The organism is Enterobacter sp. UCD-UG_FMILLET (assembly GCF_000762975.1).
Taxonomy (GTDB): Bacteria; Pseudomonadota; Gammaproteobacteria; order Enterobacterales; family Enterobacteriaceae; genus Enterobacter; species Enterobacter dykesii.
Genome location: NZ_JRJC01000010.1, coordinates 71,241 through 85,103, shown reverse-complemented (window position 1 = coordinate 85,103; position 13,863 = coordinate 71,241). Strand labels below are relative to the sequence as shown.

Annotated in this window: 16 protein-coding genes; all 16 read left to right on the top strand. The window is 54.0% G+C overall.

The window, feature by feature from the left end; genetic code table 11:
• Window positions 1–40 precede the first annotated feature (40 nt).
• The 16 genes from LA04_RS05300 (at window position 41) to LA04_RS05225 (ending at window position 13,809) form a co-directional block, all read left to right on the top strand.
• Window positions 41–364, top strand: coding sequence for a hypothetical protein (locus tag LA04_RS05300; protein ID WP_047650739.1), 324 nt, complete (start codon window positions 41–43; stop codon window positions 362–364).
• Complete coding sequence (gene traU / locus LA04_RS05295; protein ID WP_047650738.1) at window positions 361–1,359, top strand: conjugal transfer pilus assembly protein TraU; 999 nt, start codon at window positions 361–363, stop codon at window positions 1,357–1,359. Before LA04_RS05300 ends, traU begins: the two co-directional genes overlap by 4 nt.
• Before the next feature lie 10 nt (window positions 1,360–1,369).
• A complete protein-coding gene (trbC, locus tag LA04_RS05290) occupies window positions 1,370–1,993 on the top strand; it encodes a type-F conjugative transfer system pilin assembly protein TrbC (RefSeq protein WP_047650737.1) in 624 nt (207 codons plus the stop codon).
• Window positions 1,990–3,849: a type-F conjugative transfer system mating-pair stabilization protein TraN gene (traN, locus tag LA04_RS05285; RefSeq protein WP_047650736.1), complete on the top strand. Its 1,860-nt coding sequence runs from the start codon at window positions 1,990–1,992 to the stop codon at window positions 3,847–3,849. Before trbC ends, traN begins: the two co-directional genes overlap by 4 nt.
• Window positions 3,846–4,628: a type-F conjugative transfer system pilin assembly protein TraF gene (gene traF / locus LA04_RS05280; protein WP_047650735.1), complete on the top strand. Its 783-nt coding sequence runs from the start codon at window positions 3,846–3,848 to the stop codon at window positions 4,626–4,628. Before traN ends, traF begins: the two co-directional genes overlap by 4 nt.
• 9 nt (window positions 4,629–4,637) lie before the next feature.
• Window positions 4,638–5,129, top strand: coding sequence for a hypothetical protein (locus tag LA04_RS05275; RefSeq protein ID WP_047650734.1), 492 nt, complete (start codon window positions 4,638–4,640; stop codon window positions 5,127–5,129).
• Window positions 5,126–5,344, top strand: coding sequence for a hypothetical protein (locus tag LA04_RS05270; protein WP_047650733.1), 219 nt, complete (start codon window positions 5,126–5,128; stop codon window positions 5,342–5,344). Before LA04_RS05275 ends, LA04_RS05270 begins: the two co-directional genes overlap by 4 nt.
• On the top strand, window positions 5,334–5,945 hold the full coding sequence (locus LA04_RS05265; RefSeq protein ID WP_047650732.1) for a type-F conjugative transfer system pilin assembly thiol-disulfide isomerase TrbB: 612 nt from the start codon (window positions 5,334–5,336) through the stop codon (window positions 5,943–5,945). The genes LA04_RS05270 and LA04_RS05265 overlap by 11 nt, the downstream gene beginning before the upstream one ends.
• A 17-nt stretch (window positions 5,946–5,962) precedes the next feature.
• Window positions 5,963–6,226: a hypothetical protein gene (locus LA04_RS05260; RefSeq protein WP_032641305.1), complete on the top strand. Its 264-nt coding sequence runs from the start codon at window positions 5,963–5,965 to the stop codon at window positions 6,224–6,226.
• The gene (locus LA04_RS05255; protein WP_047650731.1) at window positions 6,223–6,627 is read left to right on the top strand and encodes a hypothetical protein; all 405 of its coding nucleotides are present in this window, start codon (window positions 6,223–6,225) and stop codon (window positions 6,625–6,627) included. Before LA04_RS05260 ends, LA04_RS05255 begins: the two co-directional genes overlap by 4 nt.
• Window positions 6,620–7,984 (top strand): conjugal transfer pilus assembly protein TraH, encoded by a 1,365-nt coding sequence (gene traH, locus LA04_RS05250; RefSeq protein WP_047650730.1) that lies wholly within the window; start codon window positions 6,620–6,622, stop codon window positions 7,982–7,984. Before LA04_RS05255 ends, traH begins: the two co-directional genes overlap by 8 nt.
• On the top strand, window positions 7,984–11,265 hold the full coding sequence (gene traG, locus LA04_RS05245; protein WP_047650729.1) for a conjugal transfer mating-pair stabilization protein TraG: 3,282 nt from the start codon (window positions 7,984–7,986) through the stop codon (window positions 11,263–11,265). The genes traH and traG overlap by 1 nt, the downstream gene beginning before the upstream one ends.
• 8 nt (window positions 11,266–11,273) lie before the next feature.
• On the top strand, window positions 11,274–11,987 hold the full coding sequence (locus LA04_RS05240) for a hypothetical protein (protein WP_047650728.1): 714 nt from the start codon (window positions 11,274–11,276) through the stop codon (window positions 11,985–11,987).
• Window positions 11,988–12,134: 147 nt separating this feature from the next.
• The gene (gene traT / locus LA04_RS05235) at window positions 12,135–12,866 is read left to right on the top strand and encodes a conjugal transfer complement resistance protein TraT (RefSeq protein ID WP_032641144.1); all 732 of its coding nucleotides are present in this window, start codon (window positions 12,135–12,137) and stop codon (window positions 12,864–12,866) included.
• A 48-nt stretch (window positions 12,867–12,914) separates the two neighbouring features.
• Window positions 12,915–13,247, top strand: coding sequence for a hypothetical protein (locus LA04_RS05230; protein ID WP_045325096.1), 333 nt, complete (start codon window positions 12,915–12,917; stop codon window positions 13,245–13,247).
• 247 nt (window positions 13,248–13,494) lie between these two features.
• The gene (locus LA04_RS05225) at window positions 13,495–13,809 is read left to right on the top strand and encodes a hypothetical protein (protein ID WP_047650727.1); all 315 of its coding nucleotides are present in this window, start codon (window positions 13,495–13,497) and stop codon (window positions 13,807–13,809) included.
• The last annotated feature ends 54 nt before the right edge of the window (window positions 13,810–13,863 follow it).

Genomic DNA, 13,863 nt, shown 5'->3' with positions numbered 1-13,863 from the left:
TTCCGCCGTCCGGTGGCTGCGGCACTCCCGGAGATACCCCATGACTCACCCTGAACCTGTCAGGCCGGTGACGGTTACCCGTGACCGCAACGGCTTCTGGACGCACCCTCATTATTTTGCACCCGCCAGTGATAAGGCCACACAGACTGAATTTGGCGACTGGATGCGCCAGCACAATCTGACCTGCGCCACCCGCTGGATGGAAAACGACGCGCCTCCCCAGGTGATCGCCGACTGGGAAAAAGGGAAACAAAACATCATTGACTGGCTTCCTTCCGCGCCAGAGGGCGATGGCTGGTTCATTGGCTCCATTCATGACACTGAGGACGGCCCGGTCTGTGTGTGGCTGCGGGAGGTGAAATGAAGCGTTTCTCATGGCTTGCCGGTGTGATGCTGGTCCTGCTGTCCTGGATGCCCGCTCAGGCAACGGCCGCAGCCAGCAACGCGGGTGATGGCCGCTGGGTTAACCCGATAAGCGATGTCTGCTGGAAGTGTCTGTTTCCGATGACGCTCGGCAATATTCAGTTAGCTGCCGGGCCGCAAAAGGATACCAACAACCCGGCTTCGCCGATCCAGATTTGCCCATACGGTGTGTTTTACCGCATCGGTCTGGCCATCGGATTCTGGGAGCCAATGGCGATGGTGGATGTAACCCGTGAGCCGGGCGTCATGGTCAACATGGGTGGTTTTAAAATCAATCTCGGGCGAACGGGAACGGGAACTGCAGGGCAGAGTGACAGACCCGCAGCCGGCACGTTCTACCATGTCCACTGGTATAAATATCCGCTGATTTACTGGCTCAACATCATCGCCACTATGGGCTGTATGCAGACAGGGGATATGGATATCGCCTATCTCTCTGAAGTCGATCCTCTCTGGAACGACAGTACGCTCTCGATGCTGATTAACCCCGAGGCTGCGCTGTTTGGCAACCTGATAGCTCAGGGCGCCTGTGCCGCCGACGCGGTCGCTTCTTCTGCCGGTCTGCCGCTTTCCCCGCTGTTCTGGTGTGCGGGCAGCCAGGGGTCGATATATCCGCTGACGGGCTATACCAGCGGTGAGTTTTCCCCGCTGGAGGCGTCACTGCTGGTCGGGGAACGAATGGCCTTCAAGCTGCACCGCGAGGGGCTGGTCTGGAACTCCGTGGGCGCGGATGTCGCGGTCTGTAACCAATACCCGTCGCCCATTATTCCGAAGGAACGATGGCGCTATCAGATGGTGAACATGTACCCCGAGACCAGTAACTGCCACCCCTTCGGGGCGAGCACGCAGCTCTGGGGCACAACACACAATTCTCCCTCGTCGAAAAAGAACTTCGGCTATCTCTTCTGGCGCAAACGTAACTGCGTCTATCTGTAAGGACATGACGATGAAAACTGCATTGCTTCGGGCGCTGATCTTCAGCGTTCTCGCAGGTGTATTGCCTCAGGCGCAGGCCAGTGCACAGACCGGCATTTCTGTCAGCGACCGGGACTGGATGAAGGGGCAACAGGACTCGCTGGAAGCCCTGAAAGGGAGCCTGAATAACCTGCCAGCCGGTGTGTCGGTATTGCCGCCGGCGCAGCAGGAACTGATTAACCGCCTGCAGGGCGATATCGCGGCCCAAACCAACACGATGGGAGAAAAAGACACCTTTCCGGCCATCTATTTTGTGAGTCTCGGTATCCCGCGTGAAGGCCTGCTGCCCATGCTGAAGGATGCCCGGCGTTTTAATATCCCGCCGACACTGCGGGGGTTGCTTAACAATGATATGCGCCAGACCGCTTCCGCCATGTTTGAGCTGAGCAAGGAAGACAAGGATGCCGGTGTGCAAATCGATCCAACCCTGTTCACTCAGTACAACATCAGTGTGGTACCGGCTCTGGTAGTTACCTGTCCGGGGCACTTTGATGTTATCCGGGGAAGCCTGCCGCTGCAGCAGGCGCTGGAGAAAGTGGCTCAGGGCGGTGACTGTGCCGCAACAGCACGCAGATTACTGGAGGCCGCGCAATGAAAAAGATGCTTATGACTGTGCTGCTGTCTCTGCCGTTTCTGACGATGGCGGCCGATCCTGCTTTTGACGCTGGCGCCAGCTTTGGCAAGGGAAATGCTTCAGCCGGAACGGGAAGCCTGAAAAATCCTGACTCCGTCACTGGCTCGATACCTGGCTATACCGCCAATCCGCCGGAGAAAGGGTACTACGGTGGCGTGGATGGCGGAGACGGTGGACTGGCCAACAAAGGACAAACCTCGCTGCAGGGCAATGACGCAGCGCAATCAGTTATCAACTCCGGAAAAACGAACCCGACGCCCGCCATAGACCCGAACGCACCTTTCATCACTATCGGTAAAAATGCGGAAGCCGGCGCTGACGGTGTGCTAAACGGGACCGCGAACCAGTGTAAGGAGGTGACGGTATCGAAAACCACCTTTGAAAATTACACCTGCGACAAGGATGTGGCCTCGGTGGAAGCCTGCTCAAGAACGGCAACACCTGGCGGACATACCTCCACCACGACAGTGCAGAAAACGTTCACACTGACGGCGGCCAATGGCGATGTTGTTTTTACGAATAACGGTACTTCCTTCAGTTTTAGTTTTAAGGCGCCGGTATCAGGACCGGTGATCAGCGCGCATTTTTACTGGGCAGACCGTGATATTAATGTAGGAAAAATCACCTGGTGGGGAATAAGCCAGACAATTAGAGGGAGGGCGTTTGACTGGGAAATGCCGGGCGCTCCGGGGACACCGTTGTCGCAGGGAGGCGCCTTGCCCGCCGGTTCCTATCAAAGCACCGGGTGTGTTAGCGGAAAGCAGGATGTTTGTAGAAAACATATCCGGGAGCAGATAGCTGACTTTCAGTCCGGCGCGTCAGGCTTCACGCTCGTGCTCGTTATGAATGCGGTCGAGACTACCTTTGTCCCGGAAGTGAACTGGACCTCATCCTGTGGCCTGGATATGTCAAAGGCGCGGAAAACGACGTCAACCTGCACCTCTCCGGGAGGAAATAAAACCATTGTTAACAACGGTCAGAGCTATAACGTTTACAGCGACTGCTGGCAGTACACCGATAACTATGTCGTGCCGTCAGACTCCACCGGAACCTGCGGAACGCTGATGACAAACCCGTCCTGTACGGCGGCAGGCAACACCTGCACCGAATCGACCGACGGGCAGTGTACCCACATGAGCTACACCTACCAGTGTCAGACCACGCATCAGTCGGGTGGCCTGGTCTGCGGCGGCGACTACATCTGTAAGTCAGGCGAGTGTGACGACACCAATGGTGCCGGAAGCAGCGGTTTTGATACGGCGGTGGCCAAACTGGCAGGTCTTGCCTCGGCTGCCGAAGATGGTAAAGACGCCAGCAGTACCATTGATATAAAGGCCTTTACGGGTAAACCGATGCGATGCCGCAAGGCGTTTGCCGGGTTCTCCAACTGCTGTAAGGACTCGGGATGGGGGCAGAGTACCGGACTTGCTTCGTGCGACGACGAAGAAAAAGCAATCGGCAAGGCCAAAGCAAAAAAAATCACCGTCAGCGTGGGCGAGCGGTGCGATCGCCAGGTGCTGGGTGCCTGCATCCAGAAAAGTCAGGTCTACTGCGTCTTTGACGGCAAGCTTGCCCGCATCATTCAGGAGCAGGGGCGTCGCGACCAGCTGGGCGTGAAGTTCGGCAGCGGCGACAGTCCGAACTGTCGGGGGATCACCGTCCCGGAGCTGCAGCGTATCGACTTCGACAAAATCAACTTCTCTGACTTCTACGAGGATTTGATGAAGAATCAGAAAATCCCCGATACCAGCGCGCAGGTCCAGCAGATTAAGGAGCGCATCGCCGCGCAGGTGAACCAGCAGGGAGGTGGTAAATGAAGCGTGTCCTCTGTGGCCTGCTCATGGTGCTGGTGAGCCATACGGTGATGGCCGAGGAGATTGTGACGCCGGCAGAGTCGTTCACCGGCTGGTCCTGGTACAACGAGCCGAAAAAGCCGCCGGAGCAGCCCAGAAAGCCACAACAGCCTGCACCGCAGGCCATTCCGGATCTCAGCAAAATGTCTCCGATGGAGCAGGCCCGGGTACTGAAAGGATACACCCAGGAGGCGCTTAACCGCGCGATTCTGTTCCCGTCGAGGGAAAACACGGCGACGTTCCTGCGCTGGCAGAAGTTCTGGACAGATCGGGCATCGATGTTCAGTCAGTCCTTTGCGGCGGCGCAACTGAGCCACCCGGACCTCGACTACAACCTGGAGTATCCGCACTACAACAGCATGGCGCCGTTTATGCAGACCCGCGACCAGCAGACGCGGCAGAGCGCCGTGGAGCAGCTGGCGCAGCAGTACGGTTTGTTCTACTTCTACCGGGGCAGCGACCCGATTGACGTGCAGATGGCTGGGGTGGTTGCGGACTTTGCTAAAACCAACGGGATTTCGCTCATTCCGGTTTCGGTTGACGGCCAGGTGGCGGCTACGCTGCTGCAGAGCCGTCCGGATACGGGCCAGTCCCGCTCGATGAACATTACGCATTTCCCGGCGCTTTTCCTGGTTGACCCCCGGAGCAAAAACTACCGCGCCCTGTCCTATGGCTTCATGACTCAGGATGACCTTTCAAAACGTTTCCTGAACGTGGCCACCGGTTTTAAACCCAATTCCTGAGAGATTCTTATGACAAAAACACTTTTCACCCTCATCCGTGATGCAGGGCGGGCGGCCCTGTATTCCTTAGTCTTTGGCCCGGCACTGGTGCTGTATGTGTTTGTGATGCTGGCTGTATCAGACGGCTCACTTTCCCGGCAATTCCTGACGACCTTTTATGACCTGACTGACGGTGCGCCTGCCGGCAAGGTCATGGGGTGTGTTAATGAAAATGTGATGGCAGGACGCTTCTTGCCACCTGAACCCGGAGAGTCATTAAAGCCTGTGCCTCCAGCCTTAGCGAAAGCACCGCCTGAAATGTTGTGTCGGCGTGGCCCGGTGGACAGCGATTCCTGGGCGCGTGCGACAGATGCAACGTTACGCAACACCTGGATTATGGCGGTGATGTTTGGCTTTGGCGTGTGGTTTGTATTCCGAGGCCTGAACCTTGCCGCCCGAAAGAAAATTTCACCAGACTCGCATTCGGTTCTGGCACGGCAAAACAAGGAGACACACGAATGAAACCCGCTATTCTCGCAGGACTGATTTTCTGGGGCACGATGGCGCGCGTACTGAGCGAGCTGATGACCTGGTCCGTGGAGCATACGCAGCAAGGGCTCTTATGGTTGTGCAATGGTATGTGGGCCGGTGCGGCTGGCATGGTGGTGTATGCCGTGTATCGCTGGTTCCGTGAAGAAAGAGGGCATACGCATAAGGAAGGCGACCATGAACATTAAAACCGGACTCACGGCTCTGCTGATGTGCCTGCCCCTGCTGGCGAACGCCGGGGCGCGCGAGGAGTTAAAGGCGCTTGAAGCGACAAAAACAGCTTCTTCCGCTGATGCTGCAGCCATCACCGCTTCCACCATTCCTGTGCCCGCGCCAGCCAGCCTGATGGCGCTGCCGGACGGACGTCGGGCTAACATGAAAAATTATGCCGTGGTGCTCTTTATGCAGGCGCACTGCCAGTACAGCGCTAAGTTTGACCCGCTGCTGAAGGGCTGGGCTGATGAGCATGCCATCAGGGTGTACCCGTACACCCTTGACGGCGGCGGGGACGTATCTTACCCGACCCCGATGATCCCGCGTAAGACGGACCCTAACTCTCCCATCGCAGATGAGATTGTCACCTTCTTCGGAAACGGTTTGCCAATTGCGACACCGACGGCCTTTATGGTCAACGTCAACACCCTGAAAGCCTATCCACTCACCCAGGGCGTGATGGACATCCCCGCACTTGAAAGTCGGATGGCCAGCCTGATTCAGGCAGACATGGATAACGTCGATCCGAAGATGCTGCCGCCAATGCCGGCAAGCGCGCAGGTCACCCCTCAGTAATACAAACGGACTACAAAATGACGACAAACACGTATGCGTTATCGCGTACCGAGCGCGTGTGGCTGTTATTCAGCGTGACGCTGCTTGTGTCCGCAGCATTCTACGGGGTGCTCGCCCACCGGGTGGTCAGCGTTATGGACCGCCCTGAACTGACAACCTGTCTGCAGGACTTTCCGGTGCTCCTGCTCATCTCGCTGAGCATCGGATTCTTTTTCACCGTCACCGGGCTTTACGTCTGCCGGCAGACCCTGGCCAGGAAACCCCGGGAGGAGATTGCATGAGGCTTACCAGACTGAAGACGCTTATCCGAAACCAGGCTTTCGCGATACTGAAAGACTGTAGTGCGGATACGGAAGCCCGAAAATGGGCAGACTTGTTAACCCTGAAACTGTGTTATGCCTTAATTTTTACCGCCGTGGTCGAAAGGGTATACGTGAAATGCGCCATCACAACGCTCAGTGAGCTGTCCGTTGACCGCGCCGAACAGTTTACGCTCTCGCTTCTCATCCACTATCCGCAGTACCTGTTGTGGGGCGTTTTGGCCGCGATTATCGCGCTCATTGCGTTGAATTTACTCGTCTGCAGCTGGCTCTGTCTGGCCAGATATCTTTGCCGCAAAATTAACCGTGCTGACAGCCCGGCAGGCAAGAATATGCAAGCTGTGGAGGTGCCACATGATTAAGGCGCTTATTACGGCTGGAGTCGTGTTCTTCTCAGGCCTGGCTGCTCTGCCTGCTCAGGCGGACGTCAACGGCGATCTGAACGGTTTCTTCAATAATCTGGGCTACAGCGGCAACGTGACTCAGGCGCAGGCCTGGCAGGGGCAGGCGGCAGGATACTTCTCCGGCGGCTCGGTATACCTCCGGAACCCTGTAAAAAACGTCCAGCTGATCTCGATGCAGCTGCCTTCCCTGAACGCCGGCTGCGGCGGTATCGATGCCTATCTCGGGTCGTTCAGTATGATCAGCGGCGAGGAAATCCAGCGATTCGTGAAGCAAATCATGAGCAACGCCGCCGGCTATGCTTTCGACCTGGCCCTGCAGACGATGGTACCGGAGCTGAAGCAGGCTAAAGACTTCCTGCAGAAGCTGGCCAGTGATGTTAACTCTATGAACATGAGTTCATGCCAGGCTGCTCAGGGCATCATCGGCGGGTTGTGGCCAGTGACGCAGGTCTCCCAGCAGAAAATCTGCCAGGACATTGCCGGCGAAACCAACATGTTCTCCGACTGGGCGGCTTCCCGTCAGGGCTGTACCGTCGGAGGACAGGGCGACAAAGTCACGGCTAAAGCCGGTGATGCTGAGAAGGATCAGGTGCTGAAGAACAAAAACCTTATCTGGGACACCCTCAGTAAGAATGGACTTCTCGGCAATGACCGCGCGCTGAAGGAGCTGGTCATGAGTACCGTCGGCTCCATCATTTTCAACAAGAATGGCGATGTGACAATTCTGACGCCGCTGGTTGATAACCGCGACCTGATTAAGGTTCTGATGCGCGGGGGAACGGCGAAGGTCTACGGATGTGACGAATCCGACCTCTGCCTGGGACCTGTTGTCACCAATCTGACGATTTCTGAGTCCAACGCTCTGGTCACTCTGGTTAAAAACCTGATGCTCTCAATGCAGAACAAGCTGGTCGACGATACTGCGCTGACCGATCAGGAAAAAGGCTTTGTGAACACCACCTCTGTACCGGTGCTGAAGTATCTGACTAACGCCCAGAGTATGGGGATGAGCGCCACGTACCTTCTGCAGGTTTCCGACTTCATTGCCCAGGACCTGATGATTCAGTACCTCCAGGAGCTGGTGAAACAGGCAAGCCTGTCTCTGGCTGGCAAGAACTTCCCTGAAGAAGCTGCCGCAAAACTACGCGACAACATTATTCATGCGCAGGGACTTCTCGCCGACATGAAGCTGCAGTCAGCCGCTGATCAGAACGCGCTGGACGGTATCGACCGCAACATGCAGTACCTGCAGCAGCAGGTATCCACCATTGTTTCAGGCTCCTATCAAAGCAACTATCACTGGGGTGATCGCTGATGCTTGAGATATACACTATTTATGGCGGGGGAATGTGGAAAACGGCGCTGGACGCCGTAGTCACCCTTGTCGGTCAGAATACTTTCCACACATTAATGCGTATTGCCGGCACCTTCGGGGTGCTGGCCGTACTGCTCACTTTCATCAAACAACGTAACCCGATGGTTTTCGTCCAGTGGCTGGCGGTCTTCATGATCCTGACATCCATCCTGCTGGTACCGAAACGCTCAGTGCAGGTCATTGACCTGTCCGATCCAGGTGCAGTCTGGGTTACTGATAACGTACCGGTTGGCCTGGCAGCCATCGCGTCGCTGACGACCAGTATCGGGTATAAGATGGCGTCTGTTTACGACATGCTGATGGCCAGACCCGACTCGGTGACCTACAGCAAAACCGGGATGCTGTTTGGCTCGCAGATTGTGGCGGAAACCAGTGACTTCACCACGCAAAACCCGGAGCTGGCACAGATGCTGCCGGATTACGTGGAAAACTGTGTGATCGGCGACATTCTCCTTAACGGTAAATACACCATCAATCAACTGCTCAATTCCACTGACCCGCTGACGCTGATAACCAGTAATCCAAGCCCACTGCGGGGCATTTTTAAGATGACCTCCACCTCGCGCCAGTTCCTGACCTGCCAGCAGGCCGCAACGGAGATCCAGAAGCTGGCCAATACTGACGTTAACCCTGGCAGTGCGACGTTCACGTGGCTGACGAGAAAGGTCTTCGGCAACAAGCTGAATGGCGCGTCGCTTCTGGCCAACTCAATGGGTGACAGTTATGGATTCTTCTATGCCGGTGGCATGACGGCTGCGCAGATCATGAAGAACAACATCACGAACAGTGCAGTACGGCAGGGGATTAAAGGTTTTGCTGCTCGCTCATCCGACACGGCTAACCTGCTTAATCTGGCCACAGAGAACGCGGCAACCAAACAGCGTCTCGCCTGGGCTGCAGGTAACGAACTGGCGACCCGCACGCTGCCGTTTGCACAGTCCCTGCTGATGCTTATCCTGGTGTGCCTGTTCCCGCTGATGATTGCGCTGGCTGCGTCAAACCACACGCTTTTTGGTCTGAACACACTGAAAATATACGTTTCCGGGTTTATCTACTTCCAGATGTGGCCGGTTATGTTCGCCATTCTTAACTATGCCGCCAACTACTGGCTGCAGAGTCAGTCCGGGGGCACGCCCCTGGTGCTGGCCAACAAGGATGTGGTTGCACTGCAGCATTCTGACGTGGCGAATCTTGCCGGGTATCTGTCCCTTTCCATTCCGGTGCTGTCGTTCTATCTGACCAAAGGTGCGGCGGCGATGGGCTCTCAGGTGGCAGGGAGTGTACTCAGCTCGGGTGCCTTCACGTCGGCAGGTGTGGCAGCAACCACAGCGGACGGTAACTGGTCGTTTAACAACATGTCGATGGACAATGTCAGCCAGAACAAGATGGATACTAACCTGATGCAGCGTCAGGGGCAGCAGACGTGGCAGGCAGATAATGGCTCCACGCAGACTCAGACGGCAGGTGGCCATACGGTTATCGACGGCTCGGGTGCAATGTCGAATCTGCCGGTGAACATGAAGCTCAGCCAGCTGGCCAGCAGTGGATTCCAGGAGTCTGCCCGTCAGTCGCAGGTTCAGGCGCAGACTGCTCTCGATGGCTACAACCACAGCGTTACCAGCGGCTGGTCACAGCTCTCTCAGCTTTCAAATCAGACAGGTACCAGCGACAGCCTGATTAAAGGCAGTGAAAATAGCCAGGCCACTAATGCAACACGGGGGGCTGGCATGATGTTGTCTGCCGCTGAAAGTTATGCGAAAGCGAATAATATCTCGACGCAGGAAGCCTATAACAAACTGATGGATATCAGTAATCAGGGGTCTCTGTCTGCTGGCATTAAAGGGACGGCCGGAGGTGGATTTAATCTGGGGGTTGTTAAATTTGGTGCTGAAGGAAGTGTTTCTGGCGATTTGCGACATTCGACGGGCAGTTCAAGAGGCGTTCAGGATTCGGGATCCCAAACTCAAGATTCTCGACATGATCAGAACAGCCAGGCTGTTAATGACTTCCGTCAGGGTATGGATATGGTTAAAAGCAGCCGTATCACCGATGGCGCGAATCATTCCGAGAATGCTGCAAGCAGCAATGTTCAGCAGCTAGCTGCAACGCTCAATGATGCTGAAAGCCAGTACCATCAGTACACCACCAGTTCGACACAGAGTAGCGAGTTCAGCAGGATGGCCACCGTTGCTCAGAACCAGAGTGCAAGCCTCGATACGAACTATACGCAGGAGTTTGTGGACTGGGCGGCCAATAAATACGGCGATAAGGCACAGTCCATGCTGACAAGTGCGCCGTCGGCGCGCGAAGCGGCGATGGAGTTCGTAAATGAACGGCTCAAACCAGAAATCATGGGGGATTATCAGCAGGGGCGTTCAGATCTTACCAGCGGTCAGGAGCATGCAGCATTCAGTGGGGAGCATATCGTTCAGCCAGCGCATGGCAGTCAACAGGTATCAGGTTCATCTGGTCATGATGCTGGAGTCAGTTACAGCTCTCAGGATGGCGGTGCTCATAGATCGGGAGGTGTTGGCAGCGCCCAGACTTACGGAACGACTCAGGGCGCTGAATATGTAGGCCAGCAGGGTGGGAATTATTCTGCCAGAACAGACGATTCTGTTTCGCCGGGTATGGAGCAGTCAACTGTTCATCAAGGACAAGCAGCCGGACAGAGAAGCAGCTCGGGTAATATCACCTCGTCGGCAGGCATGGTTGTTGCCGGTGGACGCGCCACTGCAGATGAAAGAACCGGCCACATTGCAGAATCGCACTCGGAGTTCCATCATTCAGGAGCCGTCAGGGAGCAAGGAAGCATGCATGGCCAGGAGAGTGAAGTTACTCATAGCCGTTCAGGCATTAATGTTGGCGGTGAAAAATTACGTGGCGATACTATGCAGGAGTCATATAGAGAAAATCAGGCTAAGTTGCATGAACATTCCTCGCAGGGTTTTGGTCCTCAGAATGAGTTACAGCGCCGAGTGGCGGAACAAAGATCTGAAAATGAGCATAAAATCAACGAATCTGCTGGGGAAATTGATAAAAAACAATCCACTGTTCAGGCGTCCAGTGATATCCTGAAAGGAGAGAATTTAAACGCAACCGGTAATTTCAAAATTCAACGAAAAGAAGCCGAAATTGACCAGCAAACGCCAGTTATAGATAGTGCTGAAAAAAGGAAGTTAGAAGAGCAATTGCTGGAATTGAGGAAAAGGGCCGGCTAGGAGGATAAATGCTAAAGGCTAATCTATGCAGAATTTCGTACATTCCAGTATTTAGTATATATGCTGCTATTCCAATCATTCATGATGCGATGCCTAACCATAACAGGTATTACAGTGAGGATTGGATTGCATTGGCAGGGATGTACGTGTTAGGTACATTAATATCCTTACCATTGTTCTATCTTCTTAAAAAAGCGGATAAGAGTGGCAGTGGTGTTTCAATCGCCTCGCTCTTTCCTCGCTTGCTTACTTCAATTCTAGCGCAAGTAATATGCCTCTATTTCCTTTGGGAAAATTCAATATATCTATATCTGTCGATGTCCACAGTTATGGTTCTTTCCGCCGTGTTATTTGGGGCAGGAAGGAAGGGGTTAAACCTCTTGAAGGATAAAGATACAGGCAATATCTATGAAATACGCGGGAGTAAAGCGTATAGACTATCAGATGAAGAGGCCGTTAGATATCAAACAAGTATGTCTGGCAAGGGAATAGCATTGGCTGAGTTTTCATCGAGCCAATATTCCGGGCTAGACACAAACTCATCTGTTCTACATATCAATTTCGGTCCGAGTCATACGGATATCAATCAAGGGATTGCTATAAACCCTTCATCAGGAATGCCAATGGTTGGTGGCATCTCTGGCCTTGATATACACGGAAACAGTTGGGGAACAAACTTCAACGAACCCTCAAATACGTATGACCCTAACCGGGGATTCTGAGAGTAAGGGGGCAAGGGCCCCCTTAATTTTTGTAGTAATCTAAGTCAACCATCTATTTAACGTAAATTCCCTTTCAAGTCAGCCGATAATGTCTCTGTTAGTTATATCTTGCTAACGGGGACGTTTTTCTATGCACAGGATGAATTCATGAAATTAAAACAATTAGCCGTTGTAGGTCTGATCGCTTCTACTCTCGCTCTGTCTGGTTGTGGTGCCATGTCCACAGCGGTGAAGAAACGTAATCTTGATGTCAAAACCCAGATGAGTGAAACCATCTGGCTGGAGCCATCATCAGAGAAGACTGTTTATTTGCAAATCCGTAATACATCTGACAAGGACATGTCTGGTCTGCAGGCACAAATTACAAATGAACTGGCCGCGAAAGGCTACCGCGTCTCCAGCTCTCCGGACACGGCCTACTACTGGATTCAGGCAAACGTGCTGAAAGCCGAGAAAATGGATCTGCGCGATGCCCAGGGCTTCCTCAAGACCGGCTATGAAGGTGCGGCAATGGGTGCGGCACTGGGCGCGGGTATTACGGCGTATAACTCATCGTCTGCTGGCGCAACGCTGGGTGTCGGTCTGGCCACCGGGCTGATCGGTATGGCTGCAGATGCAATGGTTGAAGACGTCAACTACACGATGGTGACCGATCTGCAAATCTCCGAGCGCAGCAAAGCGGCCGTCACGACCGACAATATTGCCGCCCTGAAGCAGGGAACGTCCGGCATTAAGCTGCAGACCAGCACGGAGCAGGGCAACCGTGCTAAATATCAGACCCGCGTGGTATCCAACGCAAACAAGGTGAACCTCAAGTTTGAAGAGGCAAAACCTGTTCTCGAAGCACAGCTGGCCAAATCCATCGCCGGCATTATGTAACAGCATTGGCGGTCAAAGACCGCCCATTTACCAAAATAAGGAATCAGCATGAAAAAAGCAGGAATTGTGTGTTTATCACTGGTCGTGGCTGTACTCACAGGATGTTCCTCCCCAAAATCTACCCCGGAAGAACCAGAAATGACAGCTGCACGCCAGTGCTCTGATCAGGTGCTCACCGCTTCAAAAAATAAAGCGGGTACAACGAAGTTAACGTCAATCATGAAAGATGAAGCCACCATTGTTCGGGTTGGTGATTCTTCTCAGGAAACCCATCTTATCAAGGGATTCCCTTACGTTGAGTCCACGTCTCTTGATAACGGTAAGCCGGGTTCAACGTGGCGCAACTGCATGCAGGCGAAAGGGTTTACTGTTGGTGGTTGAGCCGCCTGCAACAATAGTGAGCTAATAGCTCGTTATCATTAAAACCGCACTGAAAAGATATCCACATCTCAGTGCGGTAATTATTACCTCTCCTTTCCAACTGACACCAGACCGAGTTCACTTCAAGCAGGGTGCGTCAGTGCTTTCTGTCAGTTACCAGTAATTACGCTTCCTCGCATGACTGCGCCAGGCGCAGCCCTGTCTGCGGCGAGCGTTGTGTCCTTAATTTCAAAGGAGTTCGTCCATCATGATGCATCAGATAAATGAACGTGCAGATTACTCAGCTGAATTCTGGTCGCTTATCCATCTGGAAAGTGAGCTGATGGTAGCGAGGGCTTATCTGAATGTCTTTGGTTCACTTCCTGAGGGGCACGGAATGACCATTGTTGCTTTCTGGGCTGGCTATGAATTTACCCTTTATGATCTGGAGCCCCGGGAGTGGCATTCACCGGTTTATAAGGATGTGGCTTGGTCAGTCCGTTCTGTGGCTGCATACATTAATAAACAGGACTGGGAGGACGGATGTCAGCAGGCCAGGTATGAACTGAGTCTGATGCAATAACCTGACGATTGCCCCCCCACGCGGTACCACATTTTTTCATCAACCTTTTCAACG